This window comes from Microcoleus sp. S13_B4 (assembly GCF_036700885.1).
GTDB lineage: Bacteria > Cyanobacteriota > Cyanobacteriia > Cyanobacteriales > Microcoleaceae > Microcoleus.
In genome coordinates this window covers 36,227-56,692 of record NZ_JAUBPU010000009.1, presented here as the reverse complement: position 1 = coordinate 56,692, position 20,466 = coordinate 36,227, and the positions used below count along the sequence as shown (strand labels likewise).

Here is a 20,466-nt window from a genome sequence, read left to right as displayed (position 1 = left end):
TTGGGGGTAATGTTTCACCTCAAGCCGATGATGGCGGAAAGATTAAATTAAGTTACTTTTTTTAATCAATTGCAGGCTGGGTGGAGTGGTGTTGATTACTTTTTTGGACTGAGCGATTTTATAATTGTGTACGTTCACCGATCGGCGATCGGTAAAAAAGATTAGTTGAAATCGTTTTTAGTCAAGCCATGCTTGCGGATTTACCCAATCTACTGCATAATTACTCTGACACTTTTGTGTTTTTTTCCAGTAATTCCCGATTTTGATAACAATAAAGATTTAGGTTTTGGATAAGTAATTGTGTCGTTGCTCTTGATACCTCAAAATGACCAGTCCATTCGGGATGTAGGTTGGACAAAGCTGCCGTCGCACCTGTAAAGACTGCACTGGAGGCGATCGAGTCCCTAACTGTAAGACACGGGTATGAGCTCGGTCACGAACTGAGCATTGCCGATTTCTACCTAATTTCGGTCTTCACCTACCTATCGCAGACCTTTGAGTACAAAGCAACGATCGCTCAAACTCCGAAACTGCGGACTTGGTGGAATGAAGTCAGTCAACCTCCCAGCGTGAAGAAAGTCTGTGCTTGACATCTGTAGCATTTTATAAATCACGGGTTTACAACCATGTCGCATTTATTTGAGCCATTCGATCAACGTGGTGTTAGCTTCCGCAATCGCATTGCAGTTTCTCCCATGTGTCAATATTCAAGCGTTGATGGATTCGCGAATGATTGGCATTTGGTTCATCTCGTCAGTCGAGCCGTAGGAGGGGCTGGGCTGGTGATGACTGAAGCAGCGGCTGTCGAGCCTGAAGGACGAATTACGCCGCAAGATTTGGGAATCTGGCAAGATGCTCACATTGAAATGTTGGCGCGAATCGTCGAGTTAATTCACCGCAACGGTGCGGTTGCTGGAATTCAACTTGCTCATGCAGGTCGAAAAGGCAGTACAGCAGCTCCGTGGGATGGCGGCGATGTGCTTTCGGAATCTCAGGGAGGATGGACTTCGATCGCCCCTAGCGCCATTCCATTTGAACCCGGTAGCCCCGCCCCGATCGCTCTTAGTATCGAAGACATTCAGAAGCAGACGACACTCTTTGTCAACGCAGCTCAACGCGCCCTCGAAGCCGGATTTGACGTAATCGAGATTCATGCGGCTCACGGCTACCTACTTCATGAATTTATGTCTCCCTTGAGCAATCAACGGACTGATGACTATGGTGGCAGTTTTGAGCATCGCATCCGGTTTTTATGTGAAGTCGTGCAAGCGGTGCGAAATGTTTTGCCCGATCAAACACCGCTTTGGGTTCGCATCTCTGCAACCGATTGGGTTCCAAATGGTTGGGACATTGAACAAAGTATTGCACTCAGCGATAAATTAAAGTCACTGGGCGTTGATTTAATCGATTGTTCATCAGGCGCAATTGTACCGGGTGAAAAGATTCCGACGGGTGCAGGTTATCAAACTATTTTTGCCGATCGCATTCGACGCGAAGCCAACATCGCCACCGGAGCCGTTGGTATGATTACTGCACCCGCCCAGGCTGACCAAATCATCCGTACAGGTCAAGCAGATATGGTATTACTTGCCAGAGAACTGCTGCGCGATCCTTATTGGCCGATGCGGGCTGCAAAGCAACTACGTCAATCAGTGCCTGCTCCAATTCAATACGATCGCGCTTGGTAATTAAGCGGATTTGCGATCAATTTTAGGTGAGCCGATTTAATCAACTAACACGAGTGAATATGTCTGAGATTGAAAACAAAGTTGTCATCATTACTGGAGCAAGTAGCGGTGTAGGGGAAGCCACTGCTCGTCGTTTAGGCGCCAGCGGAGCCAAACTCATGCTTGCTGCCCGCCGCGAAGATAGACTCAAGGACTTGGTGGCTGCAATCGAAAAAACAGGTGGCACGGTTGCCTATCGAGTCACCGATGTTGCCGATCGCGCCCAGGTGCAAGCATTGGCTGACGCAACCCTTGAAACCTATGGACGAATTGATGTGCTGGTCAACAATGCGGGTTTAATGCCAATGTCTCCCCTTGACCAGATTAAGGTCGATGAGTGGGATCAAATAATTGATGTCAACCTTAAAGGCGTGCTTTACGGCATCGCAGCAGTGCTGCCGACTATGCGCCAACAGAAGTCTGGGCACGTAATCAACTTGTCGTCTGTTGGAGGCCATAAAGTATTTCCGGGGGCGGTAGTTTACTGTTCTACCAAATATGCAGTGCGAGCAATTTCCGAAGGGCTGCGCCTGGAGTCCAACGGTGAAATTCGTTCTACCATCATTTCACCCGGTGCGGTGGCGACGGAAGGGCTGCTGCGGCAGTCAAACCGTCAAATTCGTTCTACCAACATTTCACCCGGTGCGGTTGCGACTGAGTTGACTAATACCACTCATGATGATATGACATCATGGGTGAGTCAGGTATATTCAGTCGCCATTGATGCGGATGCGATCGCCCGGGCGATAGCCTATGCCATCGATCAACCGGGTGATGTGGATGTTAACGAAATTATCATCCGTCCGACTCGTGAGGAGGTGTGAAGTAGGGCGATCGCATGAAAGTTGATCGACTCAACTGAATTTAACCCAACGGCTGAACAGGAGACCGAATGGCTGGTGAAATGCACTACATTCGAGGTTGCACAGGTAAGCTGTTGCTGCTGATTCATAGTTTGGCCCGAAGCTGGCAATCGCGGCATCACATCCTCAAAGATCTCGCGACTAAACGCGATCGGCTTAGTTACGAATAACTCAGCAAGGTGCGGCGGTGGGTTTGATCGCACATCGCCTCGCGATCAGTTGGCACTTCCCATCTGTTTGTCGGAGCGCATGGTTGTGTCGATCGCACCTTCCCCCATCCAACTCAACAATCTAATCAATCTAGCAACCATAATATCGGATAATTGTAAAGCAATTCACCAAGCCAACAGCATGAGTATTGACCAATTAAACACAGACTACGGCATTGCCGGGAACCTCACCTTCGCCACCGGAAACGGTGGTTTCCCGATGATTCACATCGACAACGGTCAAGCCAAAGCCTTAATTTCTGTGTATTCCGGTCAAGTGCTCTCCTTTCAACCCGCCCCCGAAACCACAGACTTGATGTTCCTCAGCGAAAAAGCCTACTACGCCGAAGGGAAAGCCATCAAAGGCGGTATACCCATCTGTTGGCCCTGGTTTGGCCCCGATCCCGAAGCCTTGGGGCGTCCGAGTCATGGATTCGTGCGGAATCGCCTCTGGAATGTGCTAGAAACCGCCACAACTCCAGACGGCGCAACCAAAGTCACTTTAGGACTCAAGGATACCGATGAAACTAGAGCAATTTGGCCCCAAGCCTTTGAACTGGCGATCGTAATTACGATCGGCACCAGCCTCACTGTAGAATTAATCACCCGCAATCTAGGTGACAAAGCATTTCCCCTCACCCAAGCTTTCCACACCTATTTCCAAGTCGGCGATATCAACCGCGTGCAGGTTTTAGGTTTAGAAAATAGCCAGTATCTTGATAAAGCGGATGGTGGTGTCGAAAAAACTCAAGTGGGTGCAGTAGTAGTAACAGGTGAAGTCGATCGCATTTATCTCGATGTCAGCAATGAATTAGTCATTGACGATAGCGCCCTCAATCGCCGTATTCGCATTAAATCATCGGGTAGTAAATCCGTCGTAGTGTGGAATCCCTGGGTGACAATTTCTGCAAATATGGCCGACCTTGATGATGCAGATTATCAGCGTTTACTCTGCGTAGAAACGACCAATGCAGCTACAGATATTGTGGAAGTTCCCCCTCATGGTGAGTTCCGCTTGCAGGCAATTTACAGCGTTGAACGCGACTAAGGAATGAGAGCTTAATCTTAGCGGTGATGGGGCCAAATTTCTCAGTAAGCTGTTCCACATTTCAATTGGATATTTTGGGGGTTGCTCAAATCCCACCCACAAGACTGGGATTGTTTCTTTAAATACAACTTAAATGCCGATTAGCTGATTGAATTGAAAAACTCTGTCACCCTAATGACTAATAATACCAAATCCAAAATTTTTCCCCTGTTTATTTCTTAGTTCGCGAAAGACGTTCGGCTAAGCTGAGTCAAACCGTCTAGCCACAGACAAAACTTTGTATGATCGGTTTCAACCGCCGACTCCGATATTTTTACTTACCATCAATGTATTATGCCAATCTTTAACTGGACAAAACTTCAAAATGGATCAGACATTCGCGGTATCGCCCTCGAAGGCGTTCCCAATGAAAAAGTCAACCTAACGCCCGAAATTGCGACAATCTTAGGTAAATCCTTTGTCAGTTGGCTGGTGCAAAAAGTCAATAAATCAGCGGCAGAATTAACGATCGCGATCGGGCGTGACAGTCGCCTATCAGGGCCAACCTTAATGCAAGCAGTCATGGAGGGAATCGCCTCAGTTGGTGCAACCGTATACGACTTTGAAATGGCTTCAACCCCCGCCATGTTTATGAGTACCATTACCCCTGGTTTTGATTGCGACGGCGCGATTATGCTCACTGCTAGCCATTTGCCATTTAATCGAAATGGCTTAAAGTTTTTCACCGCCAAAGGTGGGTTACAAAAGCAGGATATTACAGATATCTTAACACTAGCCCAAAGCAATTACTTTCAGCCAGCCGCATCGCCCGGTAAGATTGCAAAGCATGATTTTATCTCAGTTTATGCTAACCAATTTGTCACAAAAATTAGGGAATCAGTCAATCATCCAGATAATTTTGAGCAACCACTAACAGGACTAAAAATTGTTGTAGATGCGGGCAATGGTGCTGGCGGTTTTTATGTTGATAAAGTCTTAAAGCCTTTAGGTGCAGACACCACGGGGAGTCAGTTTTTAGAACCCGATGGTACTTTCCCCAATCATGTGCCAAATCCAGAAGATAAACAGGCAATGCAGTCAATTTGTCAAGCGGTAAGTGAACACCAAGCTGATTTTGGGATTATTTTTGATACCGATGTCGATCGCAGTGCTGCCGTCGATCAAGTTGGCAAGGAACTCAATCGCAATCGCTTAATTGCCTTGATTTCGGCGATCGTATTACAAGAACACCCAGGCTCTACCATTGTCACCGATTCTATCACCTCCGATGGATTAACGCACTTCATCGAACAAGATTTAAAAGGGGTTCACCATCGCTTTAAGCGCGGCTACAAAAATGTGATTGACGAGTCGATTCGCCTCAATGAATCTGGACAGGAATCATGGCTGGCGATTGAAACATCGGGACATGGAGCTTTGAAAGAAAATTACTTTCTGGATGATGGCGCTTATTTAGTCAGCAAATTATTGATTGAATTGGCTAAATCCAAGCTAGCAAATCAATCTTTGCCCGATTTAATTGCAAATTTAAACGAGCCAGAAGAAAGTGCAGAATTTCGGATTAAACTTAGTGGGGATGATTTCCAAGCCCAAGGATATCGTGTTATTGAGCAACTGCAAGAATTTGTCTCAACGCAAGCAGACTGGAAAATCGTTCCCAATAACTACGAAGGTCTACGAATTTCCTGCACGTCAGCTAGCGAATCCGGCTGGTTTCTGTTACGCTTATCACTCCACGATCCGGTGATGCCTTTGAATGTTGAGTCTAATGTTAAGGGTGGTGTCGCTCGCATAGTGGCTCGGCTTTTAGCTTTTTTCCAAACAACAGAATCCCTTGATTTATCGGCACTATCGATCTAAGTTTTACTCGTGTCAGACTATTAGTAAACCCAACCCAAGGAGGAATTTAATCATGTGGCTTTTAATCATAAAATGTTCTGCTGAAAGCTGGGATACCCATTCCAAAGCTTTCAAAGCGATCGCTGCCAAATATCCGGCCACGCCTTCCTCTTCCAAAAAGATGAAAGGCGATGGTCAACGCATCATGGAATATCAGCTTGAGAATGTCAATGATGTAGAGGAATTTATGGAAGAATGCTTGACATTAGATGGTTTCACTGCTGCCTTTGAATCTCTATAAATCTAGGTGATAAGACTATAGCAGTTTTCAATTTTTATCTCATACCATCCATTTTAAAATGGAGGCCTAAAAATGGGTAATTAATACTAATTTCTCCAAAAGAGGCTACTCTAACTAGAGAGTTTTAGGAATGTTCTAGGAAAGTAAATGGTCAAGAAAGAAGTGATTTAACAGCAGCAACACTTCGGACAGCTAGTTTTTTAGCGCCTACCTGAGAATAAAGGTTTCAGGGCGATCCAATAGCTGCAAGCAACGCTTACGAAGCACGCTATCAGCCAAAGTGAAAATCAAGGGTTTGATGCTACGACATAAAAACGCAAGCGGGGGCTGAGGCCGACAGATTTCAGAAACTGGGTTTCTTCCTAAATTTTTCCGGACTCGTCGCAAAATTCGTAGAAACCGGGTTTATAGCTACCTATGCGTGGGCAATGAAACTGTACGAAGTATTGTAAATCTTGGACTTGATGAATGCAACGGGATTTGTGCGAGAGTATGATCACCTGGTCAAATTTTTGAGTGTTGTTAAGTATTTATTTAAGTTAGTCTCTCATCTCCAAATCTTTGAGTTTCCCAAGATTTTTAGCTACGGCTGTTTCTTTCGGCTCATTGAGGATTGCTATAGTTAGTCTAGATAGTTGAAAAAATCTCAGCGAGAGAAGGGTTAAGGACGGCTAGTGATGATAATGACTGTGAATCGAGGCAACGGCGGGCTAAGTGCGGAAATAGTTACGGGTCTGATTTTGCAGTGGGGGCAGTTGAAAGCGAACAAGTTAACCGCCAGTTCGATCGGGGGAATTGTTGCTGGCATTCTAAGTTTTGCCCTGCCAGTGCAAGCTTTGCAGGTAGTTGTGACGCCGACAAATCCCGAACTGGGAGATACCCTGTCAGTAATGATTCAGGTTGACGGTAACGGCGGGCAAACTCCCAAAGTTTCTCTACAGGAAAAAAACTACCCCGCATTTCCCATCGGCAACGGCCGCTTTCGGGCCCTGCTGCCGACGACGCCGCTAGAGAAACCCGGTGCCCGCCTTCTTCAAGTCGCCGGTGACGGACAAGTGCAGAAGTTAAGCGTGCAAGTGCGCGATCGAGATTTTCCCACTCAATCCATCTGGCTACCGCCTGGGAAAGACGAGGAAGGTACAGATGCGGAGTTTGATCGCGTAGACGCATTTAAAGCACTGGTGACACCCGAAAAATTTTGGGACGGCAAATTGTTGCGCCCCAACTCCGGCGAAATTACTACTATTTACGGGGTGCGACGTTATTATAATGGGGTATTTGCTCAAGACTACTACCACCGCGGCGTTGATTACGCGGGTGCTTACGGTTCCCCTGTAGTAGCACCAGCAGCAGGTCGGGTGTCTCTCGTGGGACGCGAATCGCAAGGGTTCAAAATCCACGGCAACGTCGTTGGTATCGACCATGGTCAAGGCGTAGCAAGTATTTTGATGCACCTCAGCCGGATTGATGTCAAGGAAGGCGATGTCGTCAAAGCGGGTCAAGTAATTGGTGCTCTGGGGTCAACGGGGGCTGCGACAGGCCCTCACCTGCACTGGGGACTTTATGTGCACGGGCAGTGCGTCGATCCTGTACCTTGGCGACTTCAGGGAATTGAGTAGGACTTCTTACGGATTTTGACAAATTTATCAGTCAATTATGGGGTAAGTTTGTGGCTGGGGTGTGCAGATAACTGTGATGGGTTATCAGTATTGAGTTAGGATTTGTATAAAATTTCTCAACTCAACTCTCAAAACTCGAATCTCAAGACGCTAACAATCGCGTCTTCACAAAACTTTATTGATGATGCCGTTGAGCGGGGACGCATATATGAGTATTGAAAAAATTGTTGAACAGGCTTTGCAGGATGGTTATTTAACGCCGTCTATGGAAGCTGAGGTGGGACGGATCTGCAATACGGCTTCGGAATTGTCGATCGAAGAGTATATGGCTCTCGATCGTCTGATGGGATCTTTGTTGACTGGCGAAGTGGTGGTACTGCCACGCAAACAGTTCATCAACGTGATGGAAGAGTTGGTGCTCAGCGATGCGATCGCTAGGGTGGCCGAAATTGAAGCGACGAGCGACCTGAGTCTAGATGTGGGAGATATTGCAGCTTATGCTTTAAATAGGCTGCCACCTCTGTACGCTACGACGGAAGAGGGGGCTCACTTTCAAAGGGCTAGGGCTAAAGAGCAACTTCACGATTTGATTTCCAAAGAAGTCAACGCAGCGATCGCTCGCAACTTGGACAGGCCCGACACCCCAAACCCCACAGCTTTGGGCAAGTCTTCTGGAAACGAGGTTCTTTCCCAGCTAAGCACTTGGCTGCAAGCTAACGCCACTAATTTTGAGCCACAGCCTTAGTACGACCCCAACAGCTCTATTTTAGTTAAGTCTATCCCGCTCAATTCAGAAAGCGGGATTTTTAGTTTCTGAGCCAGCAAGATTCATCTGAAGCCTGAAGCCTGAATTCAAGAACAAAAAATTAAAATTTAAGAGTTTTCTATTTTATGTAAAACATAAAAAACTCCCTCTTCCTTCTTCCTTGTTCCTGACATCGGTTACATCCGTTATAGAATCCGTTGCCGAACTTCCTTCTTCCTTCAAAGGATTAATTGTTGCTGTCAGAAGAGTCTGCCGAGGGGCCAGCGGTAACTTTTGTTTCTCGCTTTTCGCGTTTTTTCCGTTCGGCTTGGATGACATCTTGAAGCACTATTCGCGCTTGAGCCATTTTTTCCAAATTGCTGCGGTACAAATCTAAATCTTTGCTAACTTTGTCTTCTGGCAGGTGTAAGGCCGCACTGACTTTGGCGATCGCATCGTTTCGCGTATCTTGGTCTTTTACCAAGTTAGCGTCAGCTTTTTCTAATAGCGAGAACACACCGATCGCGAACAAGCGGCTGTACTTAAATTGAGGGTTGCTGGCGATCGCCCCTAAAGACGCTTGCAAATCCGCTGTATCTTCAAAGCTGGTCGAACGATCGAGCCAGGATAGCAACTCTTGCCCGGAAAGTCGATCTGCCAAGCTTTCCAATCGCTGAGCGTCTTGCTTGTAGCGCTCTGGATCGTCTTCTAGGGACTTGCACAAAGCGTTAAAAATCGAAAGTCTGTCGGCTTCTGGGGCGTACCCAAGCATGAATCGATCAAAAGCTGTGACTACACCCAAAGCATAAATCGGGTCGTATTGAAAATCCGCATTTGCCGAAAGCAAGTGCATTTCTACCATCAACTCTTCCACCACTCGACGGTAAATTGAGTTGATCGGTCGAGTGTGAATCGTATAGAAACTTCGCTTAGTATCTGAAACAGTACGGTTATTGTTCACCTGAGTCTTATAGATAAATAATTTTGCCGTAGCGGGCGTGCCAGCGCGGCGTGAGTAAAGTCGGGGGAGTCACTTTTGCGATCAGCCTGACAAAAATTGCCAGTCTTTTAAGCGTTGCCGCCGGATTGCGAGACAAAATTTTATCAAAAAGATTTTACGCGCGATCGGCAGCAACCATTAATATGTCGCAATAGGAGGGAAAAAACCCAGTATCTTTACAATCATAGCTTAGCTGGGATCGCTCATAAATCTAATCTTCTGACTTGCCCAGCCTAGATATGGTCTTACATATCACAATAACTTTTTTTAGTCAACCCTAATTCTGAAAAATCAAACAAACATGACAATTTCTCCTGAATTAAGAGCTTTAGCCCAGTACATGGCGGGCGAATTTGACAACCGAGAACAAGCGCTAGCAGAGCCAGCGTGGTACGTCCACCTTCGTTTGTGGCAAAGACCGCTACCCGTTCCTTTATTTTCCGAACCCAGCATTGCCCTGTTTGCCGAACAAGCTAACATTCTGGAATTAGACAAGCCATACCGCCCCCGCATCGTGCAACTGAGGCACTCACAGATAGCGCCGGGACTGATTGAAGCTCAGTATTATATGTTCAAGGATATCGCAGCCGTCAAAGGAGCCGGTTGCAACCCCGACTTGCTTGGAAAGCTAACGAACGAGCAAATCCAACTCCTCCCCGGCTGCACCCTCTCGGTTGCGGTGCAAAATTTAGCCTCAAATGGCTATCGCTTTCGGGCATCTTTGCCGGAGGGCACTCGCTGCGGCTTTGCCTACGGGGGGCAAAATTACCAAGTAGACTTGGGATTTGAAGCCGCAGGCGAGGAATTTCTTAGCTACGACAAAGGAATAAGCCCCACGACAGGCAAGGCTATCTGGGGAGCTTTAATGGGCCCTTTTAGATTTGTCAAGCGTCAGGATTTTGCTGCTGAGATATTGGTTTGAAGCAAGAAGCAACAAGAAACAAGGAAGAAAGATTTAGCTATCTACGATAGAAGGCAAGACTTTACCTTGACCTATTCTTCTACTTTAGTGTTTTGAACCTCTCAACCTCTCAAGAAAGGAAGAAAGCATAAGGAAGCTGGCAAGAATTTACCTGCTTCCTGTTCTTGTGCAGGGTTCCGGCGCATTTTGTGAGCCTTAAGCTTATAATTACCCGCGACACTGCAATTGATGCCAGCAGGAGTGCTCAACTTGCGCGTGGCACCCCCTCTAGAGCTTCTTCTTCCGTTTCAAAGATTTCAAACACAGAATCCATCATGGTGACTTCAAACACCAGTTTGGCTTCTGGATGAACATTGCAAATGCGGAAACTTCCCTTAACTTTATCCGCATCCCGCATACCTGCTACAAGTGAGGTCAGGCCAGAACTATCGATAAAGTTAACCTGACCAAGATTCACTACGACATGGCGGCTGAGTTTGGAAATACACTCTTGCAACTTGAGGCGGAATTGCCAAGCTGTAGTGATGTCCAACCGTCCTGTCGGTGCTAAGACGATAACTGTTGTACCGTCTTGAAGCGTGTGGGTTTTTTGATCAATATGAATCACTGACCCTTCCCTCAAATTTATTATCTATCGCGGTGGTTACTGTCCCAGTAGTTTAACTCAGGTCGGTGACTGCTGAGGCATCCAATTCGCCCAATCTTGCGGTTTTAAGAACTTGGAGTAGAGTTCGGCTTCGGGAGAGTTGGGTTCTGGCTCGTAACAGTATTCCCAGCGTACCAAAGGTGGCAGGGACATGAGAATCGATTCGGTGCGTCCGTTGGTCTGCAAGCCAAAGGTCGTGCCTCGATCGTACACCAAGTTAAATTCAACGTAACGGCCGCGGCGGTAAAGTTGGAAATTACGCTCGCGATCGCCGTATTCTTTTGATCGGTGCTTTTCAATAATAGGGGTGTAAGCCGGCAAAAATGCCCGGCCGCAATCCTGTACAAAGGCGAACAGCGACTCCCAAGTTCTAGGTTCCGGCACGCCGATGTTGTTGCTGCACTCAGCGGCTTTGCCTTTGACGTGATGGTCGCGGTAAAGCGCGCCTTGAGCGCTTTGGTAGTCAAAAAACAGGCCGCCCACGCCCCGGGTTTCTTGGCGGTGGGGGAGGTAGAAATATTCGTCGCACCAGAGTTTAAAGGTCGGATAATATCCGGGATGGTGGCGATCGCAAGCTGCTTTCAGAGTTTTGTGAAAATGAGCTGCATCCTCAGCCAACGGGTAATAAGGAGTCAAATCCACACCGCCACCAAACCACCAAATCGGCCCAGCCTCAAAATAGCGGTAATTTAGGTGAACCGTAGGCAAGTAGGGATTGCGGGGGTGCAGCACCATCGAAGTACCCGTTGCATAGAAATCGTGACCGGCAGCTTCTGGGTGCTTTGCCAGAATCAAGGCCGGCAAACTTTCGCCCCACACTTGGGAAAAATTGACTCCCCCTTGTTCAAACACATCGCCTTCGCGCATGACGCGAGAACGTCCGCCGCCGCCTTCGGAGCGTTCCCAAGAGTCCTCCTTAAATTTGCCCAGGCCATCGAGCTGTTCGAGGGATTGACAAATTTCGTCTTGTAGGCTTTTCATAAATTGGCTGACTCTAGCTCTAGAGTCAGCGGGTGGCAAAAACGGGGAAGTGGCTGTTTTAAGTGTTGTAGAAACTGTCATAAAATTTTCTGTTGTCAGATTTGAGTCTTAGATGGGCGATGAATCCCAAATCCAGTCGTCATGTAATTATGCCACCGCAGGTCTGCAAATGATCGCTATGAAGTTACATTAAAAAATAGCAATAAAAATATACTTAAACCTGCGATCGAAAATTCGCTAACCCAATTGCAGAGCTATGGTGGAGAACACAATGCCCAATACACTCGATGTTAGTTCAGTCTTAGAAATCCTGCGACCTGTGCAAGACCCTGAACTACAAAAGAGTTTGGTGGAATTGAACATGATTCGTAACATAAAAATTGACGGCGGTGTCGTCAGTTTTACTTTAGTGCTGACAACGCCTGCTTGCCCGCTGCGAGAATTTATTGTCGAAGATTGCCAAAAAGCGGTCAAACAGTTGCCAGGAGTCGAAAAAGTGGCGGTGGAGGTGACAGCCGAGACGCCGCAGCAGAAGGGAGTGGTCGATCGCCAAGGCATTGAAGGAGTTAAAAATATTATCGCAATTTCCAGCGGCAAAGGCGGCGTCGGCAAAAGCACGGTGGCGGTAAATGTGGCAGTAGCGCTGGCCCAAACCGGCGCTAAGGTGGGTTTGCTGGATGCGGATATCTATGGACCCAATGACCCAACAATGTTGGGTTTGGGGGACGCGAAAGTGATGGTTAGGGACGGAAAAAGCGGTGAAAGCCTCGAACCCGCGTTTAATTACGGCGTCAAATTGGTGTCGATGGCGTTTTTAATTGACAAAGACCAACCCGTGATTTGGCGCGGTCCGATGTTGAACGGCATCATCCGGCAGTTCCTCTATCAGGTGAATTGGGGCGATTTAGACTATTTGATTGTCGATATGCCTCCGGGTACTGGAGACGCGCAGTTGACAATGGCCCAAGCGGTGCCGATGGCTGGTGTCGTGATCGTGACGACGCCGCAGACAGTGGCTTTGTTGGACTCTCGCAAGGGGTTAAAGATGTTCCAGCAGTTGGGAGTGTCGGTGTTGGGAATTGTGGAAAACATGAGCTATTTTGTGCCGCCGGATATGCCCGATAAGCAATACGATATTTTCGGTTCCGGCGGCGGGGAAAAGACTGCTGCTGAGTTGGGAGTGCCGCTGTTAGGCCGCATTCCGCTGGAAATTCCGCTGCGGGAAGGTGGCGATTCGGGGGTGCCGATCGTGGTGGGGCAACCGGGTTCTGCTTCAGCTAGGGAGTTGCGGGCGATCGCGGGCCGCATTGCCGGTAAAGTTTCCGTAGCAGCCTTAGCCTAACAAACTCTCGTGTCTGCGCTTTGCCTCGCGTCTTCCTGTTGACGAAGATTTGCCTAGTTCTCAGGCTCTGCTTGGGAACTAGAAACGAGAAACGGTAAGCTATAAACAGCCAACTTAACTTTCAAACAATTATGATTTTTCCAGGTTCGGCAGTTCGAGTTAAAGATAAGGGTGAGATTTACTACACCTTTCAAGGACAAGTCCAGCGAGTTAGCGACGGGAAAGTCGCGGTACTGTTTGAAGGCGGCAATTGGGACAAGCTGATCACGTTCCGCCTGTCGCAGTTGGAACTTGTGGATGCTACGGCTGGTCGCGTGAAATAGTCAGTTGGTTGTTGTCAGTTGACAGTTGTCAGTTGCCAGTTATTGTTTATTAGTACCACTTACAAATAATAATAAATAACAACCAACTGCCAACAACCAACTGACTAATATCAATTCCGGCTGCGCCGGAATGATATCAAATCCGCGCTTAATCCTCGGGCGTAAAGTAGAATCCCGAGGCCAAGAAATAATTCGCGCAATTTTCATTTTTTTGACTCACAGTCAACAGTCAACAGTCAACAGTCAACAATGATTCCGGTGCAACCGGAATCGATATAATATGCGTTTACCTTTACCCCAATTTGCTACAAAAGAGCGCCATCCCGATCGCATTGCTGAGGTAATCGAGACGGCAACTTCGGAGTTTTTGGCTCAATGTTTGGAACCGGAAGACTTAAGCTTTCCCGTGATGCCGCCTTTTGGGAGTTGGGTGAAGGCCGAGGATGAAGAGTCGAAAAATCAAATTTACGGCGTGGTTTATTACGCTACGACTAGCCCGATCGACTCGGTGCACAGAGCTCGGGCTTTGGGTTTGTCGCTGGAAGAGTTGCGGGAAGAACAACCGCAGATTTTTGCGATGCTCAAAACCGAGTTTCGAGTGGCGATTGTGGGGTATGAGGCTGCGCCGGAAAGGTTGAACGGTCACGGCCCATCGAGGGGTAAAATTTATCAGTATTTGCCGCCGCGCCCGCCGCAAATTCACCAGGCGGTTTATCGCTGCGAACCGGATGAGGTGATTGATTTTACGGTGCAGTTGGATTTTTTGAGGACGCTGCTGGGGGTGGCTAATGCGCCGGTGGATGCGCTGACGGCGGCGGCGATTCGGGAGATTTATCAGTTGCGGATGCGCGATCGATCTTGGTTGGTGGAAGCGGGGAGGAGTTTGAGTGTTTTGCTGAAGGATGATTACGACAGGTTGAGGGTGATTTTGAGTCAGATTCATCCGTAGGGAAAAGCTGGAATAAGATAATCTGGACTTACGCAAAAGTGGCTTGACACGCTACGGATAGCAGTAAGGTGTGCAAGGCGCACCCTACATAATTAGGTTCTGCGTCAGTCCCGATCTGGTTTTTTCGGAGGAATAATATTTTATGTGGGTAGAGATAACAGGGCTGAATCAAGTTCCCGAATGGGGTGTGTTGAAGGTAAAAGTTGACGAAACTTCAGTGATATTAAACCGTCAAGGCATGAATGTTACTTGCTACCGTAATGCTTGCACTCATTTGGAATATCCGATCGACATGGGTAAGGTAAATAACGGTATTATTACCTGTCCATTTCATAAGTATCAGTACAAATTAGATAGTGGTAAATGTTTGAATGCACTAGGCGATTCCCTGGAATCTTATCTGGTAAAGATTGAGGGCGATCGCGTTTTTGTAGACATAGATTAGTTATTCGTTATTAGCTAAGTCCGACAGGGGTTTAAACCCCTGTCTCATAGCTCAAGTCGTCTCAAGACGACTGTAGATTAATATTTGATATCAAGTCCGGCTTAAATACCCCCTCACTCTCTTAGTCTGCGGAGGCCGACTTTGTTTGACAAGAAGCGGTTTCAACCGCCGAAACATCGAGGGAGTAGCCAACCCGGATTTACTTTCAACCTACCATTTTCGCGCGCCGTTGGCGGAGGAAAACCGCCAAAAGCCCGATCGCACCTACCGCCAACAGCAGCCATTCTTCCGGTTCAGGAACCCCAGAAACATTCAGAGGATTATTCGGCTTACTCAACTGTTCTTTACCGGATTCTACCTCTCTGTCAAATCGATCGCTCTTAGCTTCCGCTGCTTTTAGCTGCTCCCTTTGCGCGTCATTAACTAACACAATCATCGAAGAATAAGGCGTCACAACTTTGAAATTTTTAGCTACTGCGTGCATCGCATCCAGTTGCGTTAATTGATTTGAAGTTTTCTGCTTGCTAAGTGCAGTTATCAACTGCCGTGCAGCTATCGGTTTAAAGCCTTCATTTCCGGCATTTTTTGGCTCTGCGACTGCCGCCGATTTTGCGGTTTTTTTCGACTGCGGGGTTTTGGCATAACTCCAAGCATAGCCATCAACAACGCTAACTGTAGATTCGCCCGAAGCTGCTGTCGTTGCTACTCGCTGCATCGCCTCTTTCATATCCGTAGCAACTCCGCCGCCGCTATCTTGAATAGCCTTTAAAGTTGCGTCGTCGTAGCCGGGGGGCAAACCTCCCAAATGCACTGTCCATAGGGGTGCAGAGATGGAAAGTTTAGGTTTGCGATCGTCCGACAATTCGTAACTGTGGCGATCGCTCACCAAAAATACAGTATCGTAACTTTTATCGCCCCGCAACTGTGCAAACTGTTGCAGCATATCTTTGAGCTGGAGTGTACCATAAAATGTCACCTTTGCGGCCTCGAAATTGCGTACATTTTCCACAAACTTAGGTGGCATTCCCGCCGCGCTGGCGACATACAAATGAACAGCATTTTTGCTTGCTGCATTAGCTTTCAACCATTCAAAAGTCTCTTTTACTTCCTTCTTTTCCGCCACCATGCTGCGAGAAGTATCGAGAATAACTGCAAATTTCTTGCCTTGCGGTAGGGAGTAATTTGCATCAGCCACCGGCTTAGCAGAAATGATATTTCCTCCAGGTAGAATCGCCTGCTGCGCTGTTAGCGGTTGCTGTGCGGCTGCGGGCAAAAAGGGTGGCAGCCAAGTTTCTCTTGCTTCTTTCCCGCTGTATTTGACCTCTTTTCCGGCGATCGTGCGGCGAGTATTTTGGTTCCAAAAAATGTTGCGTTTTTCAGCCAAAACAGGCATAGCCCAACCCTGCGGCAGCCGCATGACTTTGTAAGTAAGCCATAGGTGCATTTCGGTTGGCCCTTCCGTTTGGGTGAATTCTCGTTTAGCCGGAATTGGAAAAGCCCGCAAGCGGTATTGTTTGGGGCCAATTTGTTCTAGCAAAGCCGGATCTACCCTTTCAACTACCTGCTGTTTGTAAACTTGCTGTGCAGCACCTCGCGGCGATACAGTAAATGCAAAACGCTTTTTCAAATCCCCAGTATCTCCCAGCCAAACTCCCGTAACTGCGGCGCTTTCAGGCAAAGAAAAGTAGTAGAATACTTCTTGCAAGTTCGGCGTTTGATTTTTGTAAACTTCGTAGAGTTGAACGTCCGCCCAGTCGCCGTTTTCTTTAACTGTCACTTCTTGCGACTGCAACCATACTTTTTCCTCATTGACATTCAGCAAACCAGCTTGAGCTTCTTCTCGGTTAAATGTTGACTGCACCGCGTGTTTTACTGATTCTGTGTCGCCTTTTTGCAGTTCCGTATCAAAGAATTCGCCGTAGAGTTTTTCGGCTTTTTCCACATCAGCACTAGAGCCTTGATACAAAAACGGCGACATTAAAAAATTATAGCTGTGCTGCACCGTTTGAGCTGCTCCGTCAGGCAAATTTAAACTATTTTTGTAGATTTCATAAATGTGGTTATTTTCGACCACAGTGCTGAGGTAGCGGTAAGGAGACAAATAAGCGTTAACTAAGCCCGCTCGCATCGCATCAGACTTGGCTAATAAAGTTTGGCGACTGCTGTCGTTTGCGGGGGGAGTTGCCAGCATTTTCAGTGCTGCCACTTGCGGCTGTTGCTGCAAAGCGCAGAAAATAGCCCGCCAAGCTGCTATGACTCCCAAACTTCCGATTAGCGCTGTATTTTTCCCGTATTGTGCAGCAAAACTCTGCCATATTTTCCGCCCGGAATGAATGTAGAGAAAGCCGTACAGCGAAGGCATGACAACGAATAAGCTACAGGTTAAACCAAACAATATAAAGGATAATGGTATCCAAATTAAAGCCAATGCCCACGCCCCGTATTTAAACATCTCCAGGAAGGGCGAAACCCATGTAAAGTTGAAAAATTCAATGACTAAAGTGAAGAATCCATAAAGTGTAAATACGGCCACAGGTAGAGCGTAATACATTAGCAATGTTGCCGCCCAAATGCCCACTACTAGCATTAAGCTGTGGCATCCTAATTGCAGCCACGCACTTTGCTTTTCTCCGATTAACCTTAAAAAACGAGGCTGTTTATTATGGGAACTTTGAGAATCTGAAATATTTTGAACATTATCTCTTTTACCCAGATATCCGTACAGCATTTCCACTAAATAAGCTGCTATGCACAAAGTAATACTAGCGATGATTTGAGAACTAGCTGGGGTGAGTTCTCGCAGCAAAAATAACCGGAGTAAGCAGAGCAAAAATAAGGGCGTTTCTACTCCGTAAAATAATCGCATTAGCTGTAAGGGTTTATTCCTAAAACTCCTGAATCCGATTATGGTAAAGAGTGTCGGTATGGCTATCAGTGCTATTAGGGTTAACGAAAATTCAATGGGGATAATTCCGTCTATTGTGGCTTGGATTAAGAGAATTCCTACATAGGGCAAAATTCCGAGATAAACGATTGATAAAAATGTTAGGTTCCACAGCCAAAAAATTGACTGAAAAATGATATTAAATACCAGTTTAATTTTTTTCATTTTTGCCTTTTTCTAAGCTATACTTGACGGTATTGTGTACAGTATTAGCGAAGTATTGTATTTCAGCACTTGCGGGGTTTAGGGAACTGTCAAAGAGAATGGAAACTAGCACCCAAGTATGATTTTTATGGGTGATGTCGCTGCCGATACGGGACAAGAAGTTATCGGTAGTTTGCTGGGCAGATTGCAGCCAGTATGTAGCGGATAGTTGGTTGTCTTTGAGAGATAGCCAGCGCGCCGTTAGAGCAGGAGTTAGCTGTTTTATTTCTATTCGATTGACGGGAATGCCGCTGGCTACAAAACACAACTCGGGTGCGTGATAAGTCTGCTAAGATGTGCTGGCTACTGTGAGCATGGAACCGCGCAAGTTGGCTGACACAAATCTCTTTTTCTCTGTTTGAGTGCCGGGGTAATTCCCAAAGAACTTGTGTTCGCTGGGATTCAGCGAGATTGATTTGGATACAATCGGTTGGGGAAATTTCAGAGGGGCGATCGCTAATTTTTCACTTTCTACATGATACATTTGAGAAATCACGCCAAAAACAGCCACCGCCACAATTAGTCCCGGTTTGGCCAAAGGCTGATTTTTGAGTATTTCTAAATCCCGTTGCGAGTTAAAATCAATTTCTTTTATTTCTTGAAATTTCGGAACTTTTTGCAGCATTAACCAACTTAAGAAGCAAGCGCCGATTAAACCCACAATTCCTAGGGGGACGTGCAGCATTGCTGCATAAGTTGGCTGTTGGAAAACTTGGGCAACCAGCACTAGCACGGCAACCCGCAAAGCGTTAGCAAACACTAACATTAATAAGTTAGCAGCGCCTACTGCCACCCATTTTAAACTCAATTGGCGGCATTCTAGCCAGGTAGCAGCTAGCAAAAATAGCGTTCCGACTAAGAGGGTTTTAATGCCGCTGCAAGGCACGTCAACGTGAGCGATGCCGTTTTCCAAAAGGATAATATCGTAAGAAGAAATAGCCGCAACGTGCAGCATTGAGAGCAACTGTTCTACAACCTGAGCAGTAAGCACTCGCGCCGGCAAACCTAATGCGCTATTAAACTGACTGTTGAATGGTAAAATACAAGCCAGCAAGCCCGCAACTGGCAAGTTTTTTTGCCAAAAGTTCTGCTCCACCAATAAGCCGCACAGCCCGTAAGTTCCGAGGATAAATAGCAGGACAGTAACTTGTTTGATATCAATTATGTACTGAAGGGCGATCGAGCAAATACCCGCACCCAACATCAACAGCAGCGGATATCGTCTCAAAACGAAATTTGGCGAAAGTCCCGGCGGGCGATCCTCTTCGAGGGCTGTGCTAACGGAGCTCCCAATCGATCGCACTACTAATGCTACAATCAAAAAACCAATTACTATCTTGTACAGTGTGGGTATCTCAACAAACGAGGATAACAACCACTTAACTGCCGAGATATTGGCCCAAAACCAAGCAAGAGCTAACAAACAGGGAGCCAGCCAAACCAAATTCACCCCAGAATTGGGACTGACAGCATCTGGAAGGTCAGAATTGGGAATATTGGTGCGCTGCATGATACCGCTTGACATTCACGTTGGTGACATCTTAGCTCAGCAAAATTAGTAATGTCTAGACCGGTTATTTAAGTTTTGTCAAGCTTCGATTTTCTCTACAGAGAAGCTAGCGTTATAATAATTAATTTTAGCGGAGGTAAAAATGAGCGAAAAAAGCCCAGGATACAAAATTGTTAGCGATAACCGACAAGCGCGCCATCTCTATGAAATTATAGAGACATACCAAGTGGGCATAGAGTTGAAGGGAACCGAGGTCAAATCAATTCGGGAAGGAAAAGCCAATTTGCGGGACGGATATGGTTTAGTTCGGAACGGAGAACTGTGGCTCATCAACGTTCACATTTCCCCTTGGAGAAGTGCTAGCAACTATTTTAATCACGAACCCCGCCGCACCCGTAAATTGCTGATGCACAAGCAGGAAATTCGCAAATTAATCGGCAAAGTGGAAGAAAAAGGCTTGACTTTAGTGCCGTTAAAAATGTATTTGAAAGGCGGCTGGGTAAAACTTGATATCGGTTTGGGTAAAGGGAAAAAACTGTACGACAAGCGCGAAGATTTGAAGAAACGCGAAGATAAGCGGGATATGGAAAGAGCGATGAAGCAATTTTAGTCATGGGTCATTAGTCATCAGTTATTAGACATCTCCGAAAAAGAAACTGAAACCTTTGCTAATCAAAGGTTGAAATTGAATTTCGGAAGATGTTTATTAGTCAGGAGTAATTACTAATTAGTGATTAGTGATTGTCCCTAGTGATTGATTATTTTAGCTCGCGTTCGGTTAATTACTGATCATAATATTTCTCAATATCTCCCCTTTAGGATTTTGACCGCTTCCCTCGTCACTACAAA

At 46.6% G+C, this 20,466-nt stretch carries 21 protein-coding genes; 15 read left to right on the top strand and 6 right to left on the bottom strand.

Annotation, left to right across the window (positions count from 1 at the left end; genetic code table 11):
- The first annotated feature begins 350 nt into the window (after positions 1–350).
- The 9 genes from QT994_RS07940 (at position 351) to QT994_RS07900 (ending at position 8,351) form a co-directional block, all read left to right on the top strand.
- On the top strand, positions 351–590 hold the full coding sequence (locus QT994_RS07940) for a glutathione S-transferase domain-containing protein (RefSeq protein WP_333173205.1): 240 nt from the start codon (positions 351–353) through the stop codon (positions 588–590).
- A gap of 36 nt (positions 591–626) precedes the next feature.
- The gene (locus QT994_RS07935; protein WP_333173202.1) at positions 627–1,688 is read left to right on the top strand and encodes an NADH:flavin oxidoreductase/NADH oxidase; all 1,062 of its coding nucleotides are present in this window, start codon (positions 627–629) and stop codon (positions 1,686–1,688) included.
- A gap of 59 nt (positions 1,689–1,747) precedes the next feature.
- The gene (locus tag QT994_RS07930; RefSeq protein WP_333173200.1) at positions 1,748–2,551 is read left to right on the top strand and encodes an SDR family oxidoreductase; all 804 of its coding nucleotides are present in this window, start codon (positions 1,748–1,750) and stop codon (positions 2,549–2,551) included.
- Between the two features lie 68 nt (positions 2,552–2,619).
- A complete protein-coding gene (locus QT994_RS07925) occupies positions 2,620–2,760 on the top strand; it encodes a hypothetical protein (protein WP_333173196.1) in 141 nt (46 codons plus the stop codon).
- A gap of 49 nt (positions 2,761–2,809) precedes the next feature.
- The gene (locus QT994_RS07920) at positions 2,810–3,847 is read left to right on the top strand and encodes a D-hexose-6-phosphate mutarotase (protein WP_333173193.1); all 1,038 of its coding nucleotides are present in this window, start codon (positions 2,810–2,812) and stop codon (positions 3,845–3,847) included.
- Positions 3,848–4,180: 333 nt separating this feature from the next.
- Positions 4,181–5,707, top strand: a complete 1,527-nt coding sequence (locus QT994_RS07915) for a phosphomannomutase/phosphoglucomutase (RefSeq protein WP_333173191.1) — start codon at positions 4,181–4,183, stop codon at positions 5,705–5,707.
- A 52-nt stretch (positions 5,708–5,759) separates the two neighbouring features.
- Positions 5,760–5,987, top strand: a complete 228-nt coding sequence (locus QT994_RS07910; RefSeq protein WP_333043850.1) for a hypothetical protein — start codon at positions 5,760–5,762, stop codon at positions 5,985–5,987.
- Between the two features lie 677 nt (positions 5,988–6,664).
- Complete coding sequence (locus QT994_RS07905; RefSeq protein WP_333173319.1) at positions 6,665–7,606, top strand: M23 family metallopeptidase; 942 nt, start codon at positions 6,665–6,667, stop codon at positions 7,604–7,606.
- A gap of 208 nt (positions 7,607–7,814) precedes the next feature.
- Entirely contained in the window at positions 7,815–8,351 is a 537-nt protein-coding gene (locus QT994_RS07900; protein ID WP_006631395.1) for a late competence development ComFB family protein, read from the top strand.
- A 247-nt stretch (positions 8,352–8,598) separates the two neighbouring features.
- Here the strand turns inward: QT994_RS07900 and psb29 are convergent, their stop codons facing one another.
- The gene (psb29, locus tag QT994_RS07895; protein WP_333173188.1) at positions 8,599–9,312 is read right to left on the bottom strand and encodes a photosystem II biogenesis protein Psp29; all 714 of its coding nucleotides are present in this window, start codon (positions 9,310–9,312) and stop codon (positions 8,599–8,601) included.
- 340 nt (positions 9,313–9,652) lie between these two features.
- Between psb29 and QT994_RS07890 the strand changes: the two genes are divergently transcribed.
- Complete coding sequence (locus QT994_RS07890; protein ID WP_333173185.1) at positions 9,653–10,273, top strand: chromophore lyase CpcT/CpeT; 621 nt, start codon at positions 9,653–9,655, stop codon at positions 10,271–10,273.
- 244 nt (positions 10,274–10,517) lie between these two features.
- Here the strand turns inward: QT994_RS07890 and QT994_RS07885 are convergent, their stop codons facing one another.
- Positions 10,518–10,880 carry an STAS domain-containing protein gene (locus QT994_RS07885; RefSeq protein ID WP_006631392.1) on the bottom strand — a complete coding sequence of 121 codons (363 nt, stop codon included), beginning with the start codon at positions 10,878–10,880 and terminating at the stop codon, positions 10,518–10,520.
- A gap of 57 nt (positions 10,881–10,937) precedes the next feature.
- Positions 10,938–11,981 carry an oxygen-dependent coproporphyrinogen oxidase gene (gene hemF, locus QT994_RS07880; protein ID WP_333173183.1) on the bottom strand — a complete coding sequence of 348 codons (1,044 nt, stop codon included), beginning with the start codon at positions 11,979–11,981 and terminating at the stop codon, positions 10,938–10,940.
- 190 nt (positions 11,982–12,171) lie between these two features.
- Here hemF and QT994_RS07875 point away from each other — a divergent pair, with 190 nt between their 5' ends.
- The 4 genes from QT994_RS07875 to QT994_RS07860 all read left to right on the top strand — a co-directional run bounded on the left by QT994_RS07875 (position 12,172) and on the right by QT994_RS07860 (position 14,959).
- Positions 12,172–13,242: an Mrp/NBP35 family ATP-binding protein gene (locus tag QT994_RS07875; protein ID WP_006631390.1), complete on the top strand. Its 1,071-nt coding sequence runs from the start codon at positions 12,172–12,174 to the stop codon at positions 13,240–13,242.
- Positions 13,243–13,373: 131 nt separating this feature from the next.
- Positions 13,374–13,565, top strand: coding sequence for an NAD(P)H dehydrogenase subunit NdhS (locus QT994_RS07870; RefSeq protein ID WP_333135231.1), 192 nt, complete (start codon positions 13,374–13,376; stop codon positions 13,563–13,565).
- Between the two features lie 280 nt (positions 13,566–13,845).
- Positions 13,846–14,514, top strand: a complete 669-nt coding sequence (locus QT994_RS07865) for an HAS-barrel domain-containing protein (RefSeq protein ID WP_333173180.1) — start codon at positions 13,846–13,848, stop codon at positions 14,512–14,514.
- A 142-nt stretch (positions 14,515–14,656) separates the two neighbouring features.
- Complete coding sequence (locus QT994_RS07860; RefSeq protein WP_333173177.1) at positions 14,657–14,959, top strand: Rieske 2Fe-2S domain-containing protein; 303 nt, start codon at positions 14,657–14,659, stop codon at positions 14,957–14,959.
- Positions 14,960–15,164: 205 nt separating this feature from the next.
- Here the strand turns inward: QT994_RS07860 and QT994_RS07855 are convergent, their stop codons facing one another.
- From QT994_RS07855 to xrtO, 3 genes are read right to left on the bottom strand one after another with little or no spacing between them, the layout of a single operon-like run.
- Positions 15,165–18,068: a TIGR02921 family PEP-CTERM protein gene (locus QT994_RS07855; protein WP_333173174.1), complete on the bottom strand. Its 2,904-nt coding sequence runs from the start codon at positions 18,066–18,068 to the stop codon at positions 15,165–15,167.
- Positions 18,055–18,375, bottom strand: coding sequence for a hypothetical protein (locus QT994_RS07850; protein ID WP_333173172.1), 321 nt, complete (start codon positions 18,373–18,375; stop codon positions 18,055–18,057). The genes QT994_RS07855 and QT994_RS07850 overlap by 14 nt, the downstream gene beginning before the upstream one ends.
- Before the next feature lie 21 nt (positions 18,376–18,396).
- Positions 18,397–19,617, bottom strand: a complete 1,221-nt coding sequence (gene xrtO / locus QT994_RS07845; RefSeq protein ID WP_333173169.1) for an exosortase O — start codon at positions 19,615–19,617, stop codon at positions 18,397–18,399.
- 142 nt (positions 19,618–19,759) lie between these two features.
- Here xrtO and smpB point away from each other — a divergent pair, with 142 nt between their 5' ends.
- The gene (smpB, locus tag QT994_RS07840) at positions 19,760–20,227 is read left to right on the top strand and encodes an SsrA-binding protein SmpB (RefSeq protein WP_006631384.1); all 468 of its coding nucleotides are present in this window, start codon (positions 19,760–19,762) and stop codon (positions 20,225–20,227) included.
- Positions 20,228–20,466: the final 239 nt, after the last annotated feature.

Bases quoted from the DNA above. Each gene is read 5' to 3' on its own strand.
- QT994_RS07935 (WP_333173202.1), top strand. From the start codon at position 627: ATGTCGCATTTATTTGAGCCATTCGATCAACGTGGTGTTAGCTTCCGC.
- QT994_RS07930 (WP_333173200.1), top strand. From the start codon at position 1,748: ATGTCTGAGATTGAAAACAAAGTTGTCATCATTACTGGAGCAAGTAGC.
- QT994_RS07925 (WP_333173196.1), top strand. From the start codon at position 2,620: ATGGCTGGTGAAATGCACTACATTCGAGGTTGCACAGGTAAGCTGTTG.
- QT994_RS07915 (WP_333173191.1), top strand. From the start codon at position 4,181: ATGCCAATCTTTAACTGGACAAAACTTCAAAATGGATCAGACATTCGC.
- QT994_RS07910 (WP_333043850.1), top strand. From the start codon at position 5,760: ATGTGGCTTTTAATCATAAAATGTTCTGCTGAAAGCTGGGATACCCAT.
- QT994_RS07905 (WP_333173319.1), top strand. From the start codon at position 6,665: ATGATAATGACTGTGAATCGAGGCAACGGCGGGCTAAGTGCGGAAATA.
- QT994_RS07900 (WP_006631395.1), top strand. From the start codon at position 7,815: ATGAGTATTGAAAAAATTGTTGAACAGGCTTTGCAGGATGGTTATTTA.
- QT994_RS07890 (WP_333173185.1), top strand. From the start codon at position 9,653: ATGACAATTTCTCCTGAATTAAGAGCTTTAGCCCAGTACATGGCGGGC.
- hemF (WP_333173183.1), bottom strand. From the start codon at position 11,981: ATGACAGTTTCTACAACACTTAAAACAGCCACTTCCCCGTTTTTGCCA.
- QT994_RS07875 (WP_006631390.1), top strand. From the start codon at position 12,172: ATGCCCAATACACTCGATGTTAGTTCAGTCTTAGAAATCCTGCGACCT.
- QT994_RS07870 (WP_333135231.1), top strand. From the start codon at position 13,374: ATGATTTTTCCAGGTTCGGCAGTTCGAGTTAAAGATAAGGGTGAGATT.
- QT994_RS07865 (WP_333173180.1), top strand. From the start codon at position 13,846: ATGCGTTTACCTTTACCCCAATTTGCTACAAAAGAGCGCCATCCCGAT.
- QT994_RS07860 (WP_333173177.1), top strand. From the start codon at position 14,657: ATGTGGGTAGAGATAACAGGGCTGAATCAAGTTCCCGAATGGGGTGTG.
- QT994_RS07855 (WP_333173174.1), bottom strand. From the start codon at position 18,068: ATGAAAAAAATTAAACTGGTATTTAATATCATTTTTCAGTCAATTTTT.
- xrtO (WP_333173169.1), bottom strand. From the start codon at position 19,617: ATGCAGCGCACCAATATTCCCAATTCTGACCTTCCAGATGCTGTCAGT.
- smpB (WP_006631384.1), top strand. From the start codon at position 19,760: ATGAGCGAAAAAAGCCCAGGATACAAAATTGTTAGCGATAACCGACAA.